Raw genomic sequence first — 25,808 nt, forward strand, 5'->3', positions numbered from 1 at the left:
TTGATGCCGTCCGCGCTCGCCGCTTTCAGGCGGACGCGAGCCGCGCGACGTGATGCGACGCGTCCTCCGCGATCCGGTTCGCGTCGAACGGGAATTCGATGCCGCGTGGCACATCGCGCGGCAAAAGCGCCAGCGCGGCCGCGAAAATGCGATCGTCTTGCGCGGGCGCGACGGCGAAACGGCGCGCGCCTTCGCCCGCGACGGCCTTGCAATGGATGTATTCGACGTGATCCGCGAGCTTGCGAGCCGCTTCGACGGGATCGACGCCCGGCCACTGCCAGTTGCCGATGTCGAACGTCATGCCGAGCGCCGGCTTTCGGCCTTCATTGCACCCGTCTTTGGCGAGCGCATCGAAAAGCGCTTCGAACTGCGCGAGCGAGCCGCCTCGCTCCATCTGCCCGTTTTCGACGACGAGCCGCGCCGCAACGCCCTTCGTGCACTGCGCGATCGCCTCGCCGTACACGCGCCCCGCAAAACCGCCCAATTGCAGCTTGACGAAGCGCGCGCCGAGCGCCGTCGCTTCGATCAGCGCCTGGCGCAGCGCGGCTTCCTCGAGCGCGCCGTCCGGCGCGTAAAGTTCGATGGGCGTCGAGTACACGGACCACAGGTTTTGCGCGGCGATCGTCTTGCCCAGCGCGGACAGCGCCTCGGGCGTCGCCTCTGCTTCGAGCGCAAACAGCTCGCGACGCACCTCGAAGCCGGCCGCGCCCGCTTTCGCAGCCGTCTTCAGCCACGCGTGATGACCGTCCCTGCGGATCGCGTCGACTCCAAATGCACTCGCGACGATGACGATTTCCGACATGTGAAACACCTGCTCTTTGCTCGAAAACAGTCTTTGGAATCGGTTCCAAAGACGGGAATTAAAAAAGCGCGGTAGCGCTGGTTGCGAATACTGCGCTGCCCGGCGAGTGGGCGCCATAGTGGTAATCCCTAAACGGGAGAATTGGCCGCCGGCGGGCGAGCGTCGCCATTCAGGCACAGTTCGAGAAAGCGGCCGACGATGCGCGAAGGCGCGCTCGCATGCGGAACCAGGATCGAGAAACGGCGCGTGAGCGGCTCCGGACCGAGCGGCAGGCGGAACAGCACCTCGTCCTCGTGACGCATCGACATTGCGGACACGAAACCGACGCCCATTCCCGCGCGCACGGCCTCCTTCACGCCCTCGACGCCCGCGATCGCCAGCGCAACCCGCATCGGCACGCCGGCCCGAGCGAACGCGCGCTCGATCAGTTGCCGCACGCCTGAGCCTTCCTCGCGCAACACGACGGGATGCGGGCTCAGGTCCGCAAGCGTCACGGCCTGCAAGTCGGCGGCGGCGAGCGGATGCGAGCGCGGCATGATCGCGACGATCTCGTCCTCGTGCCATGGATGCACGGCCGTGTCGGGCGGCAGCTCGGCGCCCACATGCCCTTCGACCAGCGCGATATCGAACGAACCGAGCGCGCCGACGATATCGGCCGTATTGCCGTCGTCCGTGTGCACGGTGACGTCGGGATGGCGGCGTTGAAACGCGGCAATCAGATAGGGCAGCAGATAGCTCGCGGGCGTCGTGCTCGCGCCGATGCGCAGCGTGCCCTGCTCCATCCCGCGCAGCGCGTCGCGATACGCGTACGCCTGGCGGTACGTGTCGCGCAGACGCGCCGCGTAGCTCGCCAGCTGCTCGCCGGCGGGCGTCAGCCGCACGCCGCGACCGTCGCGCAGGTACAGCGGTTCGCCGAATTCGTCCTGCAACTGGCGCAACTGGCCCGACACGGCGGGCTGCGACAGATGCAGCGCGAGTGCAGCGCGGCTGATGTTGCGATGCTCGGCGACGGCGGCGAACGTTATAAGCTGGTCAGGGGTCATGGCGAGAAAAGTATCAGGCTGGCCGATACCACACATTCTAAATCACGATTTCTCATATCGATATATGTATTTTAGGATTAGGCCATCGAGTCAAGCCGCACCTGAAAAGGTTGAAGTCCATGTCCACCCTGTCCACCGCATCCACCCGTTCTGTTACTGCGTCATCGTCGACGCGCGGTCAGATCAACGGCATCCTGTTCGTCGCCCTGTTCGCCGCGGCCGTCACGCGCATTGCCGCGATTCCGTCGATCGCTGGCCTGGGCATCAGCCCGCTGATCGTCGGCATCGTCGGCGGGATGCTCTATGGCAATGCGCTGAAAGACGGGATGCCCGACAGCTGGGCCGCCGGCGTCAACTTTTCGGCTCGCAAGCTGTTGCGCATCGCAGTCGCGTTCTTCGGGCTGCGCGTGAGCATTCAGGAGATCGCGCAGGTCGGCCTGCCGGGCCTCGCCGAGTCCTTGCTGATCGTCGTCAGCACGCTCGCAATCGGCACGTGGGCAGGGATGAAGCTGATGAAGCTGGACCGCGACAGCGCGTTGCTGACGGCAGCGGGCAGCGCGATCTGCGGCGCGGCCGCCGTGCTCGCCTTCGAGTCGACGCTGCAATCGAAGCCGCACAAGAGCGCAATGGCCGTCGGCAGCGTCGTGCTGTTCGGCACGCTATCGATGTTCCTCTACCCCGCTCTGCTGCGCACCGGCGTCCTGCATCTGGATACGACGGGCGTCGGCCTCTTCTTCGGCGGCACCATTCACGAAGTCGCGCAAGTGGTGGGCGCAGCCAGCAACGTGAGTCCGGAAGCGACGCATATCGCGACCATCGTCAAGATGACCCGCGTGATGCTGCTCGTGCCCGTGCTGCTCGTCGTCGGCATGTGGGTGAGCCGCTCGGCGCGCGCCGCAAAGGGTCAGCACGGCGAAGCCGCTCATGCGCCGCGCAAGCTCGCCGTGCCCTGGTTCGCGCTCGGCTTTCTCGGCTGCGTCGCGGTGAATTCGCTGCACATCCTGCCGGAAGCCGCGACCAGCACGCTGAACATGCTCGACACTTTCGCGCTCACGATGGCCATGACGGCGCTCGGTATCGAAACGCGCCTCTCGCAGATCCGCGAAGCCGGTCCCCGCGCACTGACGACTGGCCTGATCCTGTACGTGTGGCTGTTCGCCGGCGGTCTGGGCATCACATGGCTCGTCCAGCATCTGCTCGGCTAAGCGGGCAATCCGATCACAGCAGCCTCGCCGCGCGCGAGGCTTTTGTGCTTTCAGCGTGCATGCAGGCGTCGCGCGCGCACGCATCGGTTCATTCCCGCACTGCGCCCGACACGCAAACTGCAAGCATCGCGCGGCATACTTCTAGCTCCCGACCGTGTGCAAGCGTGGCGTTCGACGACGCCACCGACAACCGAGTGAGGACCGATCGATGACTTATCAACTCTATTACTGGGACGGACTGCAGGGCCGCGGCGAATTCGTGCGGCTCGCACTGGAAGAAGCGGGCGCGGACTACGTCGAGGTGGCGCGCGGCGACGAACAGGACGGGCTCGGCACGGGCGCGATGATCGGCGTGATGGATAGCCGGACGGAACCCTACCCGCCGTTCGCGCCGCCCTTTCTGCGCGATGGCGACCTGATCGTTTCGCAGACGGCCAATATCCTGTTTTATCTCGGGCCCAAGCTGAATCTCGCGCCACAGGTCGAGAGCCTGCGCTACGTCGCGAACGGCCTGCAACTGACGATCGCCGACGTGGTCACGGAAGCCCACGACACCCATCACCCGCTCGCGTCGGGCATGTACTACGAGGAGCAGAAAGAGGCTGCGAAAATCCGCGCGACGGATTTCATCGACCATCGCATCCCGAAGTTCATGCGCTATTTCGAGCGCGTGCTGAAGCAGAACCCGGCCGGCGACACACACATGGTCGGCGACACGCTTACGTATGTCGACCTGTCGATGTTCCAGCTGATCGACGCCTTGCACTATGCGTTTCCGCGCGCGATGAAGCATTTCGGCGAGCACTACCCGCGCCTCGCCGCGCTGCACGACGCGGTGCTCAAGCGCCCGAACATCGCGGCGTATCTCGCATCGGAACGCCGTCTGCCGTACAACGAAACGGGTGTGTTCCGGCACTACCCCGAACTCGACAAGGACGTCCGCTGACATGAGCTGAACCGCCCACCTGTCCCAACGCAGCGGCGCGCCGGCGAGCGAGGCGAGCCGCACCTGAAACTTTCGTCGCGCGCCGTCCGATATCATCAGCGCGCCAAACCAACAATTCCGACGCCCGTTTCTTCCGTGCTTTCATTTCTGCTCAGACTGCGCACGCGCGCAGCCAACCTGTTCCGTCTGTCCGATGCGCACACGATGCTGGTGTGGTCGGTGATCGTCGGCATCGCGGGCGCTTTCGCGACGATCGCGTTTCGCGAAGGCATTGCGCTATTGCAGCGCGTGTTTACGGGGCAGGACGGCAGCCTCGTCGAAATGGCACGGCGTCTGCCTGTCGCGATGCGTATCGCGCTGCCCGCGTTCGGCGGCCTGATCGCGGGCGGGCTGCTGTTGCTCGCGCAACGCGGCGTCGACAAGAAGCTGCATACCGATTACATGGAAGCCGTCGTGATCGGCGATGGCATCGTGCCCGTGCGCGTGAGCTTGTGGCGCAGCGTGTCGTCGCTGTTCACGATTTCGAGCGGCGGCTCGATCGGCCGCGAGGGCCCAATGGTGCAACTCTCGGCGCTCGGCGCATCGTTGATCGGCCGCCTCGTGCACTTCGATCCGCCGCGTCTGCGCCTGCTCGTCGCGTGCGGCGCGGCGGCGGGTATCACGTCGGCGTATAGCGCGCCTATCGCGGGCGCGTTCTTCGTCACCGAGATCGTGCTCGGCTCGATCGCGATGGAAAGCTTCGGGCCCGTCGTCGTGTCGTCGGTGGTCGCGAACATCATGATGCGCGAGTTCGCCGGCTACAAGCCGCCTTACGAGATGCCCGTGTTTCCGCCCGTTGCGGGCGTCGAAGTGCTGCTCTTCGTCGCGCTCGGCCTGCTGTGCGGCGCGGCCGCGCCGCAGTTTCTGCGTCTCATCGACACCAGCAAATCCGCGTTCCGGCGCCTGCCCGTGCCATTGCCCATCCGCCTCGCGCTCGGCGGTCTGATCGTCGGCGTTCTGTCGACGTGGACGCCCGAAGTGTGGGGCAACGGCTATAGCGTCGTGAACTCGATCCTGCATTCGCCATGGACGTGGACGGCGCTCGTCGTCGTGCTCGCGTTCAAGGTGATCGCGACGGCGGCGACCGTCGGCTCGGGCGCTGTCGGCGGCGTGTTCACGCCGACACTCTTCGTCGGCGCGACGCTCGGCTCGCTGTTCGGACTGGGCATGAACGCGCTCTGGCCGCATGCGACATCCGCGCCGTTCGCGTACGCGATGGTCGGCATGGGCGCGTTCCTCGCGGGCGCGACGCAGGCGCCGCTGATGGCGATCCTGATGATCTTCGAAATGACGTTGAGCTATCAGGTCGTGCTGCCGCTGATGGTGTCGTGCGTGGTCGCGTACTTCGCGGCGCGCGCGATCGGCAAGACGTCGATGTATGAGATCACGCTGCACCGCAATCGCGAGGAACAGGAACGCATGCGTCTGCGCTCGACGCAGATGCGCGAGCTGATCCGCCCGCCGCAAACCGTCGTGCGGCCCAACGCGACGGTGCACGACATGACGCGCGTGTTCCTCGAGTACCCGGTCAAGTATCTGTACGTGACGGACGAAAGCGGCTGCTTTCTGGGTGTCGTCGCGCTGAAGGACATCACGTCGGATCTTCTGGACCGGACCGACACGTCCGCCAGGACGGCCGCCGACTATCTGCAGCCGCACTTCGACGTGCTCACGCCCGACATGCCGCTCGGCGTCGCGCTTCAGCACTTCATGGCGTTCCAGGGCGAACGGCTGCCCGTCGTCGAAAGCACCGCGCGGCCGACGCTCGCGGGCGTCGTCTACAAGACGTCGCTGCTCGATGCGTATTTCCGCATGAACCCCGCGCGTTAGACGTCTATCCGATTGCGCCTCGCTGCGCTTGTCTGCGCTTATCTGCGTTTTCCCGCCTGCGCATCGCCCGTTCGGCGCATGGCAAAGCGCGGCAATTTCTCTACAATGAATTGACCATAGACGAGCCGCAGGCCGCATCCCGGATACACGGCGCTGAGCAACGCCGGCGGCGATGCCGCGCGCTACGAACGGGAGCGAAGATGAGCGAACCGTCCATCGATGCCGTGCGCCGCGATCATGCAGGCTGGATCTTCGTGCACATCGAAGGCGAGCCGTACGACCGTGGCGAGCAGCACGGCCAGTTGCTCGCCGCCGAAATCCAGAACGCGATCCGCACTGCGCGCTATCTCGCGAAATGGGACACGGGCGAAGATTTCGACACGTTCATCAGCGCCGCCGTCGAGCAGTTCGCGCCGCACCTCGATCATGAATTCGCCGACGAAATCCAGGGCATCGCCGACGGCGCGAAGCTGCCGTTCACCGAAGTGCTCGCGTGGAATGGCTACATGGATCTGCTGCAAAGCTGGTGGCCGCAGCACGCCGCGCAACAGAAACCGCAACTCGGCCTCAAGCCGTGGCGCGGCCGGCGCGGGCATCATTGCAGCGCGTTCATCGCGACGGGCAGCGCGACGCGGGACGGCCGCATCGTGATGGCGCACAACTCATGGGACCGCTACGCGGCAGGCGACGCGTTCAACGTCGTGTTCGACATCGTCCCCGAAACAGGCAACCGCATTCTGATGCAGGGACTGCCCGGCTGCATTTCGAGCCTGACGGATTTCTGGGTCACGTCGGCGGGGCTGATGGTGACGGAAACCACGATCTCGAACTTCGCGGGCTACAACGCGGCGGGCGCGCCGGAGTTCTATCGATCGCGACACGCGACGCAATATGCGAACAGCATCGGCGAATGGTGCGAGATATTCGCGCTCGCGAACAACGGCGGCTACGCGAACAGCTGGCTGCTCGGCGACATCAAGACGGGCGAGATCGCCCGCTATGAACTCGGCCTGCACTATTCCGGGTTCGAAAGCACCAAGGACGGCTTCTACAGCGGCTACAACACGGCGACCGACCTGAAGATCCGCAACCAGGAATGCACGGGCGAAGGCGAGGACTACACCGACGTGCGCAGGAACGGCGCGCGGCGGCTGCGCTTCATGCAGCTGGAAGAAACTCATCGCGGGCGGATCGACGTGGAACTGGCGAAGGCCATGATCGCCGATCATCACGACGTCTACCTCGACCGCCCCGATAACCCGTGCTCGCGGACAATCTGCGGCCACCTCGAACTCGACGACCAGCGCTTCGGCGGCTCGGATCACGGTCCGTTCAATCCCTGGGGCGCGAACGACGGCAAGGTCGTCGACAGCGAGATGGCGCGCGAAATGGCATTCGACGCACGCTGGGGCCACCCGTGCGGGCGCCCGTTCGACGCACAGGCGTTCATGAAACGCCATCCGCAATGGAACTGGCTGAACGGCTATATGCGCGACCGGCCGTCATGGCCGTGGACGCGCTTCGACGTGCTGCGCTGAAGGCCTCCACGCTCACGCCCGTTGAACTGCACGCAACGCGAGGCTACGGGGTTAACGCCAACCGCTTTCTACATACCTGATGCGCGACGCAACGCGCGGCCTTGCGCCCGCTGAATTGGCGGCACGACCGCTCGCGACGAAATCTTCAGAGAAATCAATGTCAGGCCCGCGACGGGCGCCCTGCCTTGATGCGCCATCAGCGCTTGTAAAAATAACTGGCGTAAGATGGGGAAAATGCGCGGCGCTCGCAGACGGCAGCCGCGCCAGGCGGGCGCCAATCCGTCGCCATCGGAATGGCATAACGCTTGCGTGATGTTCCTGCGCTGCCTGGAAAAGGAGGTCGAGCGATGAAAACCTCGACGCTGTTGACCATGGTGACGTTGTCGGCCTCGTGTTTCGCCGCGCCGGTGCATACGGCGACGGACGGCACGTTCGACATAGCCGCCGCCCGCGCCAATGCCGCCCCCGTCGCGCCCGCCGCGCCGGACGTCGCGGCCCAGACCGATATCCGGCCGGAGCGATGGCAACATATCGCGCTGCCCAAATCACGGCATCTGGAGCGCGGCTTCAAGGCGCAGGACGAGCATCTGCAAACGTGACGGTACGTACGGGATCGACAGATCGTCCCCTTCGTGACGATAACTTTCAGAACAATGGAGCGCGAGCATGACGGGATCAGCCATCCCCCGCGAATCGATCGATCTGCAGATCGCCGACGTTCTGCGCGGCGTCAGCTATCCGCTGAACAAGGACGCGCTCGTCGACGCAGCGCGCGACGCGGGCGCAAGCAACGAAGTGCTCGCGATGCTCGACGGCCTGCCCGAGCAGGACTACGCGGATATCGACGCCGTGACGAAGCTGATCGGCAGCAATTTCGGCCCCGGTCTTGGCATCTGACGGGCTGACGATGCGGCACGAGCGAGGCGCGCGCGAGGCGTCCGCGATGCAGGCGTTGTCGCGGCCGGCAGAGCAGCGGCCCGCGCTGGATTTTCACGGCAAGCGCGACTGGATTCGCCGCGCGCCCGCACAGCGCGGCGTCGAGCGCATCGAGGCCTTTTTCCAGCACAACGGCTACGCGCTGCATCGGCACGATACCTATGCGATCGGCCGCACGCTCGCGGGCGTGCAAAGCTTCCACTATCGACGCAGCGTGTGCAACAGCCTCCCGGGCGGCACGATCGTGCTGCACCCGGACGAGGCTCATGACGGCCAGGCCGGCACCGATGAAGGCTTTCGCTACCGGATGGTGTACGTCGCGCCAGCGCTCTTTCAGGCGGCGCTCGGCGGCAAGCCGCTGCCGTTCATCGAAGGCGGGCTGTCGGACGATCCGCGTCTTGCCGCCGCGACGCAGGCGCTGCTGCAACGCATCGACGCTGCGCTGGACCCGCTCGAACAGGACGACGCCCTGTACGATCTCGCGCATGCGCTCGAAGCCGTGTCGGGCGCGCGACCGCTGCGCGCCTCCGCCGACTTCCGCGCGGCGCTGCTCGCGCGCGATTATCTGCACGCGGCGCTCGAGCGTCCCGTCACGCTCGACGAACTGGCTGCTGCAAGTGGCCGGGATCGCTGGAGCCTGTCGCGCGATTTCCGCGCGTTCTTCGGCACGAGCCCGCATCGCTATCTGACGATGCGCCGCCTGGACGCCGTGCGAGAAGCGCTGCCGCGCGGCGAGACGCTCGCGGACGCGGCGGCCGCCGCCGGTTTCGCGGATCAGAGCCATATGACGCGGCACTTCATGGCCGCCTATGGCGTGACGCCGTCGCGCTGGCTGAAGATGCTCGAAAGCCAGTCCCGCTGAAAACGGGTTCGGCACGGGACCAGCGCGGGTTCAGCACTCCGGGCGTGCACAAACGTTCAAGACGCCCGCGAGGGCATCCGCCTACACTGCATCGCGTGGACTTCAACTCAACGGAGCAGACATGCCCGCAACCGATCAGCCAACCCGATTCGAGCCCATCAATTTCGCCGACAAACTCGCCCGCATTCACGAGCAGTGGCAGCCGCGCGTCGTCGCCGAGATGAACGACTACCAGTTCAAGATCGTCAAGATCGAAGGCGATTTCATCTGGCACGACCACGCGGAGACGGACGAAACCTTCATCGTGCTGGAAGGCGATCTGCGCATTGACTTTCGCGACGGCGCCGTGCAGCTGTCGGCGGGAGAAATGTTCGTCGTGCCGAAGGGCAAGGAGCACAAGCCCTACGCGGAAAAAGAGGTGAAACTGCTGTTGATCGAGCCGCGCGGCGTGAAGAACACGGGCGACGAGAGCAGCGACCGGACGGCCGCCAACGACGTGTGGATCTGAAATCGATCTGAGCGCGTCGCGCTGCGCCGGATGAAGCACGGCGCGAGCAGCCGCGCCTCGGCCGCGCTTCAATAGCCGGACCGATGCCGGCCGTCCTCTACCCCATCGTCCTGCCGAACACGACCCGCGCGAAGAAGTTTCCCAGCACCTCTTCCGCGCGCTCACCCGAGATGTTCTGCGGATCGACGGTGAAGAAAAACTGCATGCCGTCGCACAGGCCCATCAGCCCGAGCGCCAGCGTTTCCGCGGGCAACGGCAGCGGCGTGCCGACGCGCACCGAAAACTCGGTGATGTATTCGCTCAGCTGCTCGAGCTTCTCGTGCAGGAACGCGTTGAAGCGCACGCGAAATCGTGCGTCGCGCGCGGCGAGCAGCTTCGCTTCGACCCATAGCAGGAAGTACTTGTTGTCGCGCGGCAGACGGCTGTAGTAACGCAGCACGTTCGCTTCCATTTCTTCGCGCGTCGCGTTTTCTTCGAAGATGCTGTGCAGTTCCGCCTGCATCGACTCATGGTCGCGCCGCAGCAGTTCCAGAAAGAGTTCGGGCTTGCTGCGGAAGTTCGAGTAGAACGCGCCTCGCGTGTAGCCCGCCGCCTCGGCGATGTCTTCGACGCTCGCCGCCGCAAACCCCTTCTTCATGAAAATGGCCTGCGCAGCATCCAGCAGACGCAGGCGCGTCTGGTCTTTGCTCTGTTCTCGCGTAAGTCGTTTGCGTTTCATATTTAACAGTCTAGCATCGATCCGCCCCGAGATTCAGCTTTGCATTCAGATACAGCTATGTATTAGAATGCACGTCACCATCTCAATCAATGAGTGAAATTACGGCCTCGATGCGATGCGAGTTGAATTGCAGCGCTTGCAGGCCGGTTTGCAGCACACTTCACCACACATTCAGCAGCACGTCGTCGGTAGCCTCTGGCCTGCCGTATTCGTTTGCTTCTCCAGCCCGGAGGCATCGTGAATCGTTCCCGTCGTGGCGCGTCGTCTCGCGCGCGCAAGCTGTCCCGCCTCGCTTCATCTCCCTTGTCCCTGCCGTTGCTTCGTCATGCGAAGATCGGCGCGCTCGTCGTCGCAGGCACGCTGACGCTCGCCGCGTGCCACCACAAGGAAGCCGCCGCGCCCGCGCCGCGCCCCGTGGTAGCCGTCGCCGTGCATGCGGACGGACTGCCGCTTGCGGCGTCGCTGCCGGGCGAAGTGCAGGCGCGTTATTCGACGCCGCTGTCGTTCCGGATCGCGGGCAAGATCATCGAGCGCCGCGTGCGTCTTGGCGACGTCGTGCAGAACGGCCAGGTCGTCGCGCGGCTCGATCCCGCCGACGCTCAGAAGAACGCCGCGAGCGCCGCCGCGCAACTCGAAGCCGCGCAGCACCGGCTCGTCTATGCAAAGCAGCAGCTCGACCGCGACCGCGCGCAGGCGCATGAGAACCTGATCGCGACGACACAACTGGAACAGACGGAAGACGCGTATGCGTCGGCGGCCGCGCAGCGCGACCAGGCCGCCCAGCAGGCTGCGCTCGCGAAGGACCAGTTGCAATACGCGACGCTCGCCGCCGATCACGCCGGCGTCATCACGGCCGAACAGGCGGACACGGGACAGAACGTATCGGCGGGACAGGCCGTGTACAACCTCGCATGGTCCGGCGACGTTGACGTGGTCTGCGACGTGCCCGAAGGCGCGCTCGCGTCGCTGCGTGTCGGACAGGCGGCGACCGTCAAGCTGGGCGCGCTGCCCGGCCGCACGTTCAATGCGCGCGTGCGCGAACTGTCGCCCGCTGCCGATCCGCAGAGCCGCACGTATCGCGCGAAGCTCACGCTCGATCATCCGGGCCCGGACGTGCGCCTCGGCATGACGGCCGATATCGACTTCGCCCGCGACCACACAAGCAGCCAGCCCGCGTCGTTCACGCTGCCCTCCACCGCGCTCTTTCATGACGGCACGACGCCCGCTGTGTGGGTCGTGCGCGCGGGCAGCGATCAGCTCGAACTGCGCCGCGTGCGGGTCGCGCACTACACCGAACGGACCATCGCGGTCACGCAAGGCTTGAACGAGGGCGAGCGTGTCGTGTGGCAAGGCGTGCATACGGTAACGGCGGGAGAAAAAGTCCGCGTCGTGCCGCCTTTGCACCCCGAGGATTTCGCGTCATGAGCACAGCGCAGAATGAGGAAGGACGCTTCAACCTGTCCGCATGGGCGCTGCGCCACCAGGCGCTCGTCGTCTTTCTGATCACGCTCGCGACGGCATTCGGCATCCTCGCCTATACGAAGCTCGCGCAATCGGAAGACCCGCCGTTCACGTTCCGCGTGATGGTGATCCGCACCTTCTGGCCCGGCGCGACCGCGCGCCAGGTGCAGGAACAGATCACCGACCGCATCGGCCGCAAGCTGCAGGAAACGCCTGCGATCGATTTTCTGCGCAGCTACTCGCGCCCCGGCGAATCGCTGATCTTCTTCACGATGAAGGACTCCGCGCCCGTCAAGGATGTGCCCGAGACCTGGTATCAGGTGCGCAAGAAAGTCGGCGACATCGCGCAGACATTGCCGCCCGGCATTCAGGGCCCGTTCTTCAACGACGAATTCGGCGACGTGTACACGAACATCTACACGCTCGAAGGCGACGGCTTCTCGGCGGCGCAACTGCACGACTACGCGGACGAATTGCGCACGGTGCTTTTGCGCGTGCCGGGCGTCGCGAAGGTCGACTATTTCGGCGATCCCGATCAGCACGTCTACGTCGAAATCGCGAACACGCAGCTCACGCGCCTCGGCATTTCGCCGCAACAGCTCGCGCAGGCGATCAACTCGCAGAACAGCGTGTCGCCGTCCGGCACGCTGACGACGCACGACGACCGCGTATTCGTGCGTCCGACGGGGCAATTCAACGATCTGAACGCGCTCGCCGACACGCTGATCCGCATCAACGGCCGCTCGTTCCGGCTCGGCGATATCGCGACGATCAGGCGCGGCTACGACGATCCGCCCGTCACGCAGATGCGCTTCCAGGGCAAGCCCGTGCTCGGCATCGGCGTGACGATGCAGCCGGGCGGCGACGTGATCCAGCTCGGCAAGGCGCTCGACGCGAAGATGACGGAGCTGCAGGCGCATCTGCCTGCGGGACTGAAGCTCGTCGAAGTGTCGAGCATGCCGCACGCGGTCGCGCATTCCGTCGACGATTTTCTCGAAGCCGTCGCCGAAGCCGTCGCGATCGTGCTCGTCGTGAGTCTCGTTTCGTTGGGCGTGCGCACGGGGATGGTCGTCGTGATCTCGATTCCCGTCGTGCTCGCCGTCACCGCGCTGTGCATGTATCTGTTCGATATCGGCTTGCACAAGGTGTCGCTGGGCACGCTCGTGCTCGCGCTCGGCCTGCTCGTCGACGACGCGATCATCGCCGTCGAAATGATGGCCGTGAAGCTCGAGCAGGGCTGGAACCGCACGCGCTCCGCGGCGTTCGCGTACACGAGCACGGCGTTCCCCATGCTGACGGGCACGCTCGTCACCGTGTCGGGCTTTCTGCCCATCGCGCTCGCGAAGTCGAGCACGGGCGAATACACGCGCTCGATTTTCGAAGTGTCGGCGATTGCGCTGATCGCATCGTGGCTCGCCGCCGTCGTGCTGATTCCGATGCTCGGCTATCACATGCTGCCCGAGCGCAAGCGTGAGGCGCACGAGCCCGACGACCACGAGCACGACATCTACGGGACGCGCTTCTATCGGCGGCTGACGGGTTGGATCAGCTGGTGCATCGAGCGGCGCTTCGTCGTGCTCGCGATCACGGTCATTCTGTTCGTCGTGTCGCTGGCGGGCTTCACGCTCGTGCCGCAGCAGTTCTTTCCGAGCTCGGACCGGCCCGAACTGCTCGTCGATGTGCGCCTGCCCGAAGGCGCCTCGTTCGACGCGACGCTGCGCCAGGCGCAGCGGATCGAAAAAGCGCTCGAAGGCAGGCCCGAAATCGATCATTCTGTGGACTTCGTCGGCTCGGGCGCGCCGCGCTTCTATCTGCCGCTCGACCAGCAGTTGCAGACGCCGAACTTCGCGCAGTTCGTGATCACCGCGAAGAGCGTCGAGGATCGCGAGAAGCTCGCGCGCTGGCTCGAACCGAAACTGCGCAACGACTTCCCCGCGATCCGCACGCGCCTGTCGCGCCTCGAAAACGGCCCGCCCGTCGGCTATCCCGTGCAGTTCCGCGTGAGCGGCGACGATATCGCGACGGTGCGCTCGATCGCCGAAAAAGTAGCCGCGACGATGCGCGCGAATCCCGGCACGGCGAACGTGCAGTTCGACTGGGACGAACCGGCCGAGCGCTCGGTGCGCTTCGAAGTCGACCAGAAGAAGGTGCGCGAGCTGGGCATCACGTCAGCGGACGTATCGAGCTTTCTCGCGATGACGCTATCCGGCTACACGGTCACGCAGTACCGCGAGCGCGACAAGCTGATCAGCGTCGATCTGCGCGCGCCGCAGAACGAACGCGTCGACCCGTCGCAGCTGCTGACGCTCGCGATGCCGACGCCCAACGGCTCGGTGCCGCTCGGCACGCTCGGCCGGCTGCGCAGCGATCTCGAATACGGCGTGATCTGGGAGCGCGACCGTCAACCGACGATCACCGTGCAGTCCGACGTGCGCGGCAACGCGCAAGGCATCGACGTCACGCATGCCGTCGACAGACAGCTCGCGCAGATTCGCGCGGCGCTGCCCGTCGGCTACCGGATCGAGATCGGCGGATCGGTCGAGGAAAGCGCGAAGGGACAGACGTCGATCAACGCGCAGATGCCCATCATGATCATCGCGGTGCTGACGCTGCTGATGATCCAGTTGCAGAGCTTCGCGCGCGTGCTGATGGTCGTGCTGACGGCGCCGCTCGGGCTGATCGGCGTGGTCGCGACGCTGCTGCTATTCGGCAAGCCGTTCGGCTTTGTCGCGATGCTCGGCGTGATCGCGATGTTCGGCATCATCATGCGCAACTCGGTGATTCTCGTCGATCAGATCGAGCAGGACATCGCGCAGGGACACAAGCGCTTCGATGCGATCGTCGGTGCGACGGTGCGGCGCTTCCGCCCGATCACGCTGACGGCGGCGGCCGCCGTGCTCGCGCTGATCCCGCTGTTGCGCTCGAACTTCTTCGGCCCGATGGCGACGGCGCTGATGGGCGGCATCACGAGCGCGACGGTGCTCACGCTGTTCTATCTGCCCGCGCTTTACGCCGCGTGGTTCCGCGTGCGCGGCGACGAACGCGATCCGCGGCCCGAGCCGTCCGAACATTCGGGGAATTGATCATGAGCCTCCCTTCGATCACCCGCGGCGCCATCGCGTTGGCCGCAGCTTCGCTGCTCGCCACGGCGTGCTCGTTCGGCCCGAACGGCACGCCGCCTGCGATGCCCGAGCCCGCGCACTACGGCGCCGATGCGCTGCCGACGCAAACGGTGCCCGCGCAGGGCGTCACCCAGCGGTTCGTCGCCGGCGCGAAAGCGGTGCCGCAGTGGTGGCGCACGTTCCAGTCGGACGAACTGAATGCGCTCGTCGATGAAGGCTTGCGCAACAGTCCGACACTCGCCGCCGCCGACAAGAACCTGACGGCCGCGCGCGAGCAGTTGCGCGCGCAGATCGGCAGCAACATGCTGCCGTCCATCGATGCGGGCGGCCAGGTCACGCGGGAACGCGCGCTCGGGATTCCTCAAGCCGGGCCGAACACGTTTCTGTACAACGTGTTCGTCGGCCAGTTGCAGGCGCAGTACACGTTCGACATCTTCGGCGCATCGCGGCTTGCGAATGCGGCGCTCGCATCGCGCGTAAACGTGCAGGCGTATCAGTTCGACGCAGCACGGCGCGCGCTGGCCGCGAACATCGTGACGGCGGCGATTTCTGCGTCGATGCTCGATGCGCAGGTCCAGACGACCGAACGTCTCGTCGCGCTCGCCAACGATCAGGCGCGCGACACGCAACGCCGCTACGAACTGGGCGCGGTGCCGCATGGCGATCTGCTCAACGCGCAGCAAAGCGCGGCGTCGCTTGCCGCGAGCCTGCCCGCCGCGCGCCAGCAGTTGGTGACGACGCGTCACGCGCTCGCGGTGCTGCTCGGCCGCACGCCGGACCAGGCGCCGCCGCCTCTCGATCTCGCGTCGCTGCACGTGCCGGAACAGGTGCCCGTGTCCGTGCCATCCGATCTGCTCCAGGCGCGCCCCGACATCGAGGCCGCTGACGCGACGCTCAAGGCGGCCGCCGCTGAAGTTGGCGTCGCGACGGCGCAGATGTTTCCGAGCCTGACGCTGAACGCGTCGATGGGACAAGGCGGGTTCAGCTGGCCCGTCGCGGTGTCGGGGGCGGGCGCGATCTGGAGCCTCGGCGCATCGCTGACGCAGCCGATCTTCCACGGCGGCGCATTGTTCGCGCAACGGCGCGCCGCCGTCGCATCGTATGAAGCCTCCGTGTCGCAGTACAAGCAAACCGTGCTGACCGCGTTCCAGAACGTCGCCGATACGCTTGCCGCGCTCGAGCACGACGCTCAGTCGCTCGATGCCGCCCATATCGCGGCGCAAACGGCGCAGCGTTCATTCGACGAGACGTCGGCGCGCTATCGCCTTGGCGCCGTGCCCGTGACGGCGGCGAGAGCGAGCGAGCAGCAGTATCGCAATGCGCGGCTCGACGAGATTCGCTACACGGGCGCGCGTTTGAACGACACGGCCGCGCTCTTTCAGGCGATGGGCAATCCGCCCGTCGACGATGCGCATGCGGCGTCGGCATCGACGGGCGCTGCGACGATTGCGCAGTGATCGGGCCGCGTGCAGTTATCCCCAGTTTCTGGGGACGAGTTTGTTGAGAACAGCGGGACAAGCGGCATAAGACATTGACGCGACAGCGGTTTTGTCTCGCGATGCGGATTACGCAGCGCTTGCCCGAAAAGCGCTCAACGGGGCGCTCGCGCCTGTTATTGGCTGTTATCGCTTGTTATCAACAGATTCCGTGCACAGCCTTGTTGATAACACCTGGACAATCGCGCTAACCCGTTGAGCGCGCACCTTAATCCCCCGCTGATCTCCTGCTCGCGCACACGCAAAAAAACGCGCCCGTGATTTTCATCACGGGCGCGTCGTTCATCGAGGCTCAAACGATCAAGGCTTGTTCGACTCGAACAGATCCATGATCTGCTTTCTCTCCGTCGTCGTGACGTTCGGAGGCGGCGGCGCAGGCGGCGTCATGCCCGCCGGACCCACGGTGCCGACGGCATCGCCGCCGCTCGCCAGCGGATTCGCCGAATCCATCCCGATGCTCGCGATGAAGCCGTTGCCCGGCGTCATGTCTGCATAGAACAGCTCGCCATCGACGCTTGTCACGCCTGAGGGCATTTCGGGCTCGGCCTGCGGCACGCCGCGCAGCGCGCGCTGCATGTAGTCGACCCAGATCGGCAGCGCCAGCTGTGCGCCGAATTCGCGGCTGCCGAGCGACTTCGGCTGGTCGTAGCCCATCCATGCGACGGCCACGAGCGATTGCTGATAACCGGCGAACCAGCCGTCCTTCGCATCGTTCGTCGTACCCGTCTTGCCCTGCAGGTCGCTACGATGCAGCACGTTCGTCCCCGCGCCCGTGCCGCCCGTCGCGACCGAGTGCAGCAGGCTGTTCATGATGTACGCGTTGCGCGGGTCGAGCGTGCGCGGCGCGTCGCGGCCCGCCGTCAGCGGCTGCGCGCGAGAAATGGGCTGGCCGTGTGCATCGTCGACTTCGGCGATCAGATACGGATTGATCCGGTAGCCGCCGTTCGCGAACACGCTATACGCGCCCGCCGATTGCAGTGGCGTGACGAGCCCCGCGCCGAGCGCCATGGGGAGATACGGCGGCGTCTTGTCGGCGTCGAAGCCGAAGCGCTGCGTCACGTAGTCCTGCGCGTACTTCGTGCCGATATACGACAGGATGCGGATCGACACGAGGTTCTTCGACTTCTGCAGCGCGACGCGCATCGGCATCGGACCGTCCGGCTGGTCGTCGTCCTTTGGCTCCCACGCGTCGCCGCCCGGCGCGCTCGGCGGGAAATACAGCGGCGCGTCGTTGATGATCGTCGCCGGTCCGAGCCCCTTGTCGAGCGCCGCCGAATAGATGAACGGCTTGAAGCTCGAACCCGGCTGGCGCCACGCCTGCGTGATGTGATTGAACTTGTTCTTGTTGAAGTCGAAGCCGCCGACAAGCGCGCGGATCGCGCCGTCCTGCGGCGTCATCGACACGAGCGCGCCCTCCACCTGCGGCAACTGCGTGATCTGCCAGTTGCCGTTCGCATCCGCGATCAGGCGGATGATCGAGCCCGGGCGCATGCGCTGCGCCTGCGCCGCGCGCGGCGACAGCGAAGCCGCCGCAAAGCGCAGCCCGTCGCCCTTGATGCTCGCCTGGGTGCCGTCGAGCAGTTGCGCCTTCACTTCCTTCGGGGTCGCCGATGTCACGACGGCGGCCACGATCTCGCCGTTGTCGGGGTGATCGTTGAGCGCGTCTTCGATCGCCTCGTCGCGCTCGTCGCCGGCCGCCGGCAACTCGACGAAGCCTTCGGGACCGCGATAGCCGTGACGGCGCTCATAGTCCATCACGCCCTTGCGCACCGCGTGATAGGCGGCTTCCTGGTCGGCGGAATCGATCGTCGTCGTGACGCTGAGGCCGCGCGTATAGGTCTCGTCCTTGTACTGCGCGTACATCATCTGGCGCACCATTTCCGCGATGTACTCGGCGTGCACGCTGTACTCGTTGCCCGCCGTCTTCGTGTGGATCTCCTGCTTGACGGCCTGGTCGTACTGTTCCGGCGTGATGTAGCGCAGATCGAGCATCCGCTTCAGGATGTACTCCTGGCGGATCTTCGCGCGCTTCGGATTGACGACCGGGTTGTACGCGGACGGCGCCTTCGGCAGGCCCGCGAGCATCGCCGCCTCGGCGAGCGAGATGTCCTTCAGGTCCTTGCCGAAGTACACGCGCGCGGCGGCCGCAAATCCGTAAGCGCGCTCGCCCAGATAGATCTGGTTCATGTACAGCTCGAGAATCTGGTCCTTCGTGAGCGCGCGCTCGATCTTGTACGCGAGCAGCATTTCATAGATCTTGCGCGTGTACGTTTTCTCGCTCGACAGGAAGAAGTTGCGCGCGACCTGCATCGTGATCGTGCTCGCGCCCTGCGACGAGCCGCCGTGCATGATGTCCGCGAAGCCCGCGCGCAGGATGCCGATGAAGTCGACGCCGCCGTGCTCATAGAAGCGATAGTCTTCGATCGCGAGCACGGCTTTCTTCTGCACGTCGGGGATGTCCTGGAAGCGCACGAGGCTGCGCCGCTCTTCGCCGAACTCGCCGATCAGCACGTGATCCGCCGTATAGATGCGCAGCGGCACCTTGGGACGGTAATCGGTCAGCGCGTCGAGCGACGGAAGTTGCGGCCCCATCACGACGAGCGCGTAGCCGACGATCAGCGCGCCGACCACCGCCAGCGTCGCGAAGAGTCCGGCGAACCACAGCGCGATCGTGCCGAAGATCGAGCGGCCACCACGCCGGCCGCGGTCGTCGCCGTCGTCTTCTTCTTCGCGCTGCGCGTAGCGATAGTCGCGGCTCGGGTTGTCGTTGTTGCCGAAGGATGGCTCGCGGCCAGGGTGGGACGAATGCGGTCGTTTGATGATTGGCATGACTGGAATGATTGGCGCTTTCCTACACGCCGGCTATGCACGCGCGGTGCGCTCGAATCGTGGTCGTGGCGTGCGTCGCGCGCCCGAATGGACGGCAGCGGCACCGTTGCGCGCCGGAGCGACGTCATCCGCCGACGCGGTGGCCTTCGCGCAGATTCTCGGCGCCACCGGATGCGGCGCTGCCGGCGGCCCTGCAATGATACTTGGCGCGGCGCCCGTTTCTGCCAGGCGACTGCCACCGCGCGGCGCCGCATGTTTTACCCCGTTCCGGCCGGTCGCACGGCGCGCCCTGACAGTTTCCTGGCGCAACGTAACAGCGCATTTTAAAGAAATCAAGCCGCGTGGATCGTGATTTTTTTGTAAGAATTCCCTCATGATCGTGCCCTGAAGTGCAAAAACACCGCGCGGCCCCCGCCGTGGCGCGCTTGTGCGGTTATCAACAGAAATTGTGCAAAGCCCTGTGGACAATATCCCTGCAACCCGGGCAACCCGTTGATGCGACAGCCATTTTGCAGGCCGCCCGATTTGCAGCGGCGCGCCACCGCGCGTCACGATTTAGTCTTATGATGGTTCGACGCGCGCCATGCAGGCCTCGCACCCTGCCCGGATTCCTCCGCAGTTCGACACCAACAAAGAACGCGAGCCGATCTATGAACAAGCCCAGCGAACGCATCGTCGTCTTCGTGACGCCCGCCCAGAAACGCGCCATCTCCGCGACGGCGGACAATCTCGGCATCAGCGTCAGTGAGCTGATGCGTCGCGCGGTGCTCAGCTTCGGCGCGACCAGCGAGCAGGTGAAGGCGGCGAGCATCGTCGACCGGCTGCGCGCGCCGCGCGAACCGGACGCGCTGAACGAAGCGCTGCAACGCGTCGCGCGCTCGAGCAATCGCGCGCGGCAGGCGGCGCCGGCGGCACCCAAGCCTCGCGCCGGGTCGTCTGCTGTGTCATCTGCTGCATCGTCTGGCGTGTTACGTGCCGATGCCTCCGCCGAATCCCCTGCCGACTCTTCCCCCGCGCGCGAGCCGGCCGCATCGCCGGAAAACGATGCCGCGCTCGACGCATCCGGCAAGCTGAGCCAAACACTCCCGCCGCTCGGTCTCGCGCGCCCCGCCGATTGCGCCGCCGTGCTCGCGGCCGTCGGCATGCTCGAAAGCGCGGACGACGATAACGACGCGCAAGTTGCCGCGCGCGTGGCAGCCGCGAAAGCCGCCGCCATCGCGCACGATGCGGATACGGACGATACCCCGGCAACGGGCAGCGACACGCGCACGCCATCCCGGACCGCCACACTGCTGTCGTCGAAACGCAGCGCCGCCAGCAAGCGCCAACGCGAGCATGAAGAGGACGAACCGGACATCGATCCCACCGAAGGCAACGGCCGCTTCGCGTGAACGCCGCGTGTCGATGCTTGCCCATGCGGTGGGCGGGCAGAGCCATGCATCGTCGGCTATCCGAAAGAATTCTCTCATCTGCATTTCGACAATTTTGCGCATCCGTTCGTTCTTCGATTGCGTCGATTGCGCTCGGCGCGCAAGCCGCACGACACTGCGAACGAACCCGCCGAAACGCGCACGAAATCGCGCTTTAAGACCGTTTTAAGGGTACGCGTGGTGTAATATCCGCGAGCTGTTGAATACCCGTTCGCGTCCATCCGCGGGCTGCTTGAAGTGTCCGGCATCGCGCTGCGTCAAGGTTAAATTTTCATGGCGCTATTGCAATCCGTGCAGGCGCCCCGATGTCATCGCGAGCATGCACGCGAACGCGGTCCGCGGTGGCATGCGGCATGATCCGCAGTCTCGCGCAGGGCGGCGTAAACTACGTGCAGTCGACGTGATTACGCACCTATGCAGCGCGCCGGGTATTCAGCGTCGATTTCATCCAATGGAGGTATTCATGTCGCTTTTTGACAGCATCACGCGAACGGTCAAAGGTCTCTTGAACGACGCAGCCGATTCCGTGCAGGACCCGTCGCGTGATGCGCGCCAGATCGTGCGCGAACTCGACGATAGCATCGCCAAAGCAGAGAACTCGCTGGTCGAGATCCAGGCGCAGGTCGCCACGCAGCAGAGCAAGCGCGACGTGGCAGCCGACAAGGCGAAGAAGTACGAGGACGGCGCAAAGCGCGCGCTGCAAGCCGGCGACGAAGCGCTCGCGCGCGAGGCGCTCGGCGCGCAGGCGACGGCCGAAGCGGAGCGCGATGCGCTCGCGAAGGAACTGGCGACGCTCGAACCCTCGGTCGAGCAGTTGAAGAAGCAGATCGACGACATGCGCGAGCGCCGCAACGATCTCAACGCGCGCTCGAACATCCTGCAGGCGAAGCAGCAGATCGCGCAGGCCAAGGACACGGCGGCGACGGCGCTGGGCGGCATCGGCGGCAAGAATCTTGCTGAAGATTTCCAGAAGCTGGAAGACAAAGTGTCGCTGTCGAACGCACGCTCGGACGCGCGCCTGAATTCCGCTGACGAGAAAAGCGGCAAGGCCCTCGACGACAAGCTGGCGGATCTGAATCGCGGTCCGTCTGTCGAAGACCGTCTTGCAGCGCTGAAGAAGCAGCTGGACACGCCTGCGCAGTAACGGCATTGCAGGCGATGTGCCGCGCGGCGTCCGGGCGCATCGACGGGCGCGCGGCACTGCAACTCGATAGCCATGGAGACGGGCGTCAATCCGCCCGGCCCGCATCATGAAAAAATTCCTCGCAGCAGCCTGTGTTTCGCTGATGCTCGTATCGGGCGCCGCTTTCGCGCTGCCGACGGCAACGCAGATCGAAACGTCGATTCAACAAGGTAACTGGCAGCAAGCCGATTCGCAGTTGAACGAAGTGTTGAAGGCGCATCCGAATAACGCTCGCGCGCACTATCTGTACGCGCAGGTGCTCGATCGCGAAGGCCGCTCGGCCGACGCGCTCGCGCAGCTTCAGCAGGCGAAGACGCTCGATCCGCAGGTCCGCTTCACCGATCCCACGCGTTTTGCGCAGACGGAAGCGCGCCTGCGTGCCGACGCCGCGCGTGTCAGCGGGGGCACGGCGGGCAGCCTCGCGGCCAACGGCGGGCATCGCACCGCCAATCCGTTCGCGCAGCAGCAAGCCGCGCCCGTTTCGCCGTCCGCGCTCGAACAGGCGCCGCAACGCCACGGCCCGTCGATGGGCATGTGGATCGGCATCGCCGTGCTGCTCGGCGCGATTGCGCTGATTCTGCGCTGGACGCTGCGCCGCGCGCGCTCGCAGGAAGATACGCGCGCCAACGACGATCGCCGCGTGCAACTCAAGCGCGCCACCGATCTGCTCAACGACGTGCGCTCGCTGAAGCTGGACGTGAAGCTGTCGACGGCGCCCGGACACGAGGCGCTCGAACGCGAAGTCGAAGGCATGGAGACGCAACTGCGTCAACTGGTCGAAGCGCTGTCGAACAGCAAGAACCCCGTGCCGCCGTATCAGGTGGAAGATCTCGAACGGCAGGTGGCGAGCCTGAAGGCGCGCGCCGACGGCCGGCCCGATCCGAACGCCGCGCCCGCGGCATCGACGGGCACGGGCGACTCTCCGTATGCACGCGAAGCGAACGAGGCATTCGGGCGCGGCCAGCAACAGGGTTATCCGCCGGGCTATCCGCCGCAGGCGCCCTACCCGTATCCGCAGCAACAGCAGCCGCCCGTCATCGTGCAGCAAGGCGGCGGTTTCGGCGGTGGCATGGGCGGTCTGCTGACGGGCGTGCTGCTCGGTGAAGCGCTGAGCTCCGGGCGTGACCGCGTGGTCGAGCGCGACGTGATCGTCGACGACGAAGCACGCAAGCGCGCCGGCAATGACGCCGGCTCCGTCGACTTTGGCCAGGGCTCCAACGACTGGAGCGATGGCGGTGGCGACGGCGGCGTCGACATGGGCAGCGACGATTCGGGCGGCTGGAACGACACCTGATAGGCCTTGCTTCGCTACGATCGGCGCGAGCCGTTCGACGAATCTGCGGCTAGCGTAAAGGGCTCCTTCGCGGAGCCCTTTTTCATTGCAACTACGCCGAACCCTGCGCGTCATGCTGCGCGAGCGCGACAGCACCCACGAACAGCCTGGTGACGAAACGTTCCGCATAGTCGATCAGCGCACCACGCTGCGCGGCGTTGCCGATGTATTCATGCGAGAGGTGGAAAAGCTGCAGCACGATCTGCGTGCAGATTTCCTCGACGGTTTCGCGCGACAGCGCGGGCATCAGGTTCAACTGCACGACGTCCTCGGCCATCTCTGCCGATACCTCATGCAGGTTCACACGCACCGCGTCGCGCAACAGCGCCGACGTGCCGTGATATTCGGCCAGCGCACTCAGAAACGCCTCGCGGTTTTCGAGCGCAAACGCGAAGAACGCCGAACATGCGCGGCGCGGCACGCTGTGCGGTTCATCATGCGCCGCCAGCCAACGCTCGCCCCGTAACATCGGACGCAGACGACGGCTAACCCAACCGGCGGCTTCGCGCGCGAGATCGTCGAGCGTATCGAAGTGCCGATAAAACGTGTTGGGATTGAGGTCCGCCTCGCGCGCGAGTTCGCGCAAGCCGAGCGTCGCGAAACTGCGGCCGCCCGCCGTCAGGCGCAACGCGGCCTCGATCAGCTTGCGCTTGCCCGGTGCGAGTTCCGATTCCGTTTTCGATTGCATGAGCGTCTTGTTCGAATGCGTTGAGGCCGACGGGCGTCATGATCCAGGAGTCAGCACTTTACAACGATCTTGACGGGCTGTGTACGGTTGTCTACCCTGCGCTTTAATCGTCACAGACAGACGTAGACAACTCTTCTTTCCTCTTAATTTCGGTCGCGAGCTTTGCTGACTCCGCAGACCTATTCGAGCACTGCGCATATGCCCTCATCCCGTCTTGCCGATTTACGTATCGCCATTGTCGGAAGCGGCTTTGCGGGCATCGGTATGGCCATCCGTCTGAAGCGCCTCGGCTATACGTCGTTCACGATCTACGAGGCGGCGGGCGATCTGGGCGGCACCTGGCGGGACAACACGTATCCGGGTGCCGCGTGCGACGTGCCGTCTCATCTGTATTCGTTCTCGTTCGAAGCAAACCCGTCGTGGTCGCGCGCATTCAGTCATCAGCACGAGATACTCGCGTACCTGAAGCATTGTGCAGTCAAGTACGGGATCTATAGTGCAATGCACTTCAACGCACGCGTGACGGCCGCGCGCTTCGACGAAACGCAACTCGTGTGGCACCTTGATGTCGAGCGCAACGGCCTGCATCAGCCAGTCGAAGCCGATGTCGTGATCGCGGCGAGCGGCCCGTTGTCGCGTCCTGCGATGCCGGAAATCGACGGGCTCGACACATTCGGCGGCAAGATATTTCATTCCGCACGCTGGGATCATGACTATCCACTCGAAGACAAACGCGTCGCCGTGATCGGCACGGGCGCCAGTGCAATCCAGTTCGTGCCGCAAATCCAGCCGCGCGTCGAGAAACTGCTGCTGTTCCAGCGCACCGCGCCGTGGGTCCTGCCGAAGCCCGACAAGCCCGTCAGCGAACGCGCGCGCTGGTTCTTCAGGCATCTCCCCTTTACGCAGCGCTGCGTGCGCAACGCGATCTACTGGCAGATGGAGTCGCGCGGCATCGCGTTCTTCGTCAACCCGAAGCTCATGGAGCCGACGATGAAGTTCGCGCGCGCTTACCTCGAGCGGCGCGTGAAAGATGCTGCATTGCGCGTGAAGCTCACGCCGAACTATCGGCTGGGATGCAAGCGCGTGCTGCTGTCGAGCGACTACTATCCGGCGCTCGGCAAGCCGAACGTCGAAGTCGTGACCGCGCCGATCTGCGCAATCGTGCATGACGGCATCGTGATGTCAGACGGTACGCATCATGCCGTCGACGCGATCATTTGCGGCACGGGATTCCAGGTGAACGACGCGGGCGCGCCATTCGACGTGACAGGCATCGGCGGCGCCGATCTCGGCGCATTGTGGTTGAGCGACGGTCCCGAAGCGTACCTCGGCACGAGCATCGCTGACTTTCCGAATTTCTTCATGATGGCGGGGCCGAACACCGCTCTCGGCCATAACTCGATGATCTACATGATCGAGTCGCAGATGCAATACATTGCCGGCTGCTTGCGCGAACTACAGCGACGCGGCGCACGCACGATGAATCTGCGCCCCGACGTGCAACGCACGTTCAATGCACGTCTGCAACGCAACATGCAGCGATCGGTATGGACGAGCGGCTGCCACAGCTACTACCAGACGAAGAGCGGCAAGGTCACGGCGATCTGGCCTGGCTTCACTTTCAGCTTCCGCCGGCTCACGCGACGCGTTCGTGCAACCGAGTACATCTTTTCGCGCTAGCGAGTGTGCATCGGAAGCGGTTGAACCGACGCGGTACAACATTGGGGCGACAAAACGTCGACACGACGCAGCCTGCGCATGCGCCTCTGCCGCCCTGTTCCCGCTTGCGGCGCAGGTCGGGATCACGATGCGTGCCACCTGATTCGGTTCCACTGCCAC

20 protein-coding genes are annotated in these 25,808 nt (G+C 65.2%); 15 read left to right on the top strand and 5 right to left on the bottom strand.

The window, feature by feature from the left end; genetic code table 11:
* Positions 1–25 precede the first annotated feature (25 nt).
* Together AABE10_RS32070 and AABE10_RS32075 are read right to left on the bottom strand one after the other, a co-directional pair.
* Positions 26–802: a sugar phosphate isomerase/epimerase family protein gene (locus AABE10_RS32070; protein WP_342937123.1), complete on the bottom strand. Its 777-nt coding sequence runs from the start codon at positions 800–802 to the stop codon at positions 26–28.
* 128 nt (positions 803–930) lie between these two features.
* On the bottom strand, positions 931–1,845 hold the full coding sequence (locus tag AABE10_RS32075; RefSeq protein ID WP_342937124.1) for a LysR family transcriptional regulator: 915 nt from the start codon (positions 1,843–1,845) through the stop codon (positions 931–933).
* Between the two features lie 119 nt (positions 1,846–1,964).
* On the opposite strand from AABE10_RS32075, the gene AABE10_RS32080 reads away from it, so the two are divergent.
* The 8 genes from AABE10_RS32080 to AABE10_RS32115 all read left to right on the top strand — a co-directional run bounded on the left by AABE10_RS32080 (position 1,965) and on the right by AABE10_RS32115 (position 9,709).
* Entirely contained in the window at positions 1,965–3,050 is a 1,086-nt protein-coding gene (locus AABE10_RS32080; protein ID WP_342937125.1) for a YeiH family protein, read from the top strand.
* Between the two features lie 208 nt (positions 3,051–3,258).
* Positions 3,259–3,996 carry a glutathione S-transferase gene (locus tag AABE10_RS32085; RefSeq protein WP_342937126.1) on the top strand — a complete coding sequence of 246 codons (738 nt, stop codon included), beginning with the start codon at positions 3,259–3,261 and terminating at the stop codon, positions 3,994–3,996.
* Between the two features lie 135 nt (positions 3,997–4,131).
* The gene (locus tag AABE10_RS32090; protein WP_342937127.1) at positions 4,132–5,865 is read left to right on the top strand and encodes a ClcB-like voltage-gated chloride channel protein; all 1,734 of its coding nucleotides are present in this window, start codon (positions 4,132–4,134) and stop codon (positions 5,863–5,865) included.
* A 200-nt stretch (positions 5,866–6,065) separates the two neighbouring features.
* The gene (locus tag AABE10_RS32095; RefSeq protein ID WP_342937128.1) at positions 6,066–7,403 is read left to right on the top strand and encodes a C45 family peptidase; all 1,338 of its coding nucleotides are present in this window, start codon (positions 6,066–6,068) and stop codon (positions 7,401–7,403) included.
* A 347-nt stretch (positions 7,404–7,750) separates the two neighbouring features.
* Positions 7,751–8,002, top strand: coding sequence for a hypothetical protein (locus AABE10_RS32100; protein WP_342937129.1), 252 nt, complete (start codon positions 7,751–7,753; stop codon positions 8,000–8,002).
* Between the two features lie 67 nt (positions 8,003–8,069).
* Entirely contained in the window at positions 8,070–8,300 is a 231-nt protein-coding gene (locus AABE10_RS32105) for a DUF2795 domain-containing protein (protein WP_342937130.1), read from the top strand.
* 46 nt (positions 8,301–8,346) lie between these two features.
* Positions 8,347–9,201, top strand: a complete 855-nt coding sequence (locus AABE10_RS32110) for an AraC family transcriptional regulator (protein ID WP_342937173.1) — start codon at positions 8,347–8,349, stop codon at positions 9,199–9,201.
* A gap of 121 nt (positions 9,202–9,322) precedes the next feature.
* A complete protein-coding gene (locus AABE10_RS32115) occupies positions 9,323–9,709 on the top strand; it encodes a cupin domain-containing protein (protein WP_342937131.1) in 387 nt (128 codons plus the stop codon).
* A 97-nt stretch (positions 9,710–9,806) separates the two neighbouring features.
* Here AABE10_RS32115 and AABE10_RS32120 read toward each other — a convergent pair whose 3' ends face one another.
* Entirely contained in the window at positions 9,807–10,427 is a 621-nt protein-coding gene (locus AABE10_RS32120; RefSeq protein WP_342937132.1) for a TetR/AcrR family transcriptional regulator, read from the bottom strand.
* A 315-nt stretch (positions 10,428–10,742) separates the two neighbouring features.
* Here AABE10_RS32120 and AABE10_RS32125 point away from each other — a divergent pair, with 315 nt between their 5' ends.
* Genes AABE10_RS32125 through AABE10_RS32135 form a run of 3 tightly spaced genes read left to right on the top strand, consistent with a single transcriptional unit; the run spans position 10,743 to position 16,467 of the window.
* The gene (locus AABE10_RS32125) at positions 10,743–11,852 is read left to right on the top strand and encodes an efflux RND transporter periplasmic adaptor subunit (RefSeq protein WP_342937174.1); all 1,110 of its coding nucleotides are present in this window, start codon (positions 10,743–10,745) and stop codon (positions 11,850–11,852) included.
* Entirely contained in the window at positions 11,849–14,971 is a 3,123-nt protein-coding gene (locus AABE10_RS32130; RefSeq protein WP_342937133.1) for an efflux RND transporter permease subunit, read from the top strand. Before AABE10_RS32125 ends, AABE10_RS32130 begins: the two co-directional genes overlap by 4 nt.
* A 2-nt stretch (positions 14,972–14,973) precedes the next feature.
* Positions 14,974–16,467 carry an efflux transporter outer membrane subunit gene (locus AABE10_RS32135; protein ID WP_342937134.1) on the top strand — a complete coding sequence of 498 codons (1,494 nt, stop codon included), beginning with the start codon at positions 14,974–14,976 and terminating at the stop codon, positions 16,465–16,467.
* Positions 16,468–16,806: 339 nt separating this feature from the next.
* Here AABE10_RS32135 and AABE10_RS32140 read toward each other — a convergent pair whose 3' ends face one another.
* Positions 16,807–19,335, bottom strand: a complete 2,529-nt coding sequence (locus tag AABE10_RS32140) for a penicillin-binding protein 1A (RefSeq protein ID WP_342937135.1) — start codon at positions 19,333–19,335, stop codon at positions 16,807–16,809.
* A gap of 389 nt (positions 19,336–19,724) precedes the next feature.
* Here AABE10_RS32140 and AABE10_RS32145 point away from each other — a divergent pair, with 389 nt between their 5' ends.
* The 3 genes from AABE10_RS32145 (at position 19,725) to AABE10_RS32155 (ending at position 23,242) form a co-directional block, all read left to right on the top strand.
* A complete protein-coding gene (locus tag AABE10_RS32145; protein WP_342937136.1) occupies positions 19,725–20,726 on the top strand; it encodes a plasmid mobilization protein in 1,002 nt (333 codons plus the stop codon).
* A gap of 502 nt (positions 20,727–21,228) precedes the next feature.
* Positions 21,229–21,909 (top strand): PspA/IM30 family protein, encoded by a 681-nt coding sequence (locus tag AABE10_RS32150; RefSeq protein ID WP_342937137.1) that lies wholly within the window; start codon positions 21,229–21,231, stop codon positions 21,907–21,909.
* Positions 21,910–22,015: 106 nt separating this feature from the next.
* Complete coding sequence (locus AABE10_RS32155; protein WP_342937138.1) at positions 22,016–23,242, top strand: tetratricopeptide repeat protein; 1,227 nt, start codon at positions 22,016–22,018, stop codon at positions 23,240–23,242.
* A 91-nt stretch (positions 23,243–23,333) separates the two neighbouring features.
* On the opposite strand, the gene AABE10_RS32160 is transcribed toward AABE10_RS32155, so the two are convergent.
* Complete coding sequence (locus tag AABE10_RS32160; RefSeq protein WP_342937139.1) at positions 23,334–23,969, bottom strand: TetR family transcriptional regulator; 636 nt, start codon at positions 23,967–23,969, stop codon at positions 23,334–23,336.
* A gap of 198 nt (positions 23,970–24,167) precedes the next feature.
* Here AABE10_RS32160 and AABE10_RS32165 point away from each other — a divergent pair, with 198 nt between their 5' ends.
* Positions 24,168–25,649: an NAD(P)/FAD-dependent oxidoreductase gene (locus AABE10_RS32165; protein ID WP_342937140.1), complete on the top strand. Its 1,482-nt coding sequence runs from the start codon at positions 24,168–24,170 to the stop codon at positions 25,647–25,649.
* The last annotated feature ends 159 nt before the right edge of the window (positions 25,650–25,808 follow it).

This window comes from Paraburkholderia diazotrophica, assembly GCF_038900755.1.
GTDB lineage: Bacteria > Pseudomonadota > Gammaproteobacteria > Burkholderiales > Burkholderiaceae > Paraburkholderia > Paraburkholderia diazotrophica_A.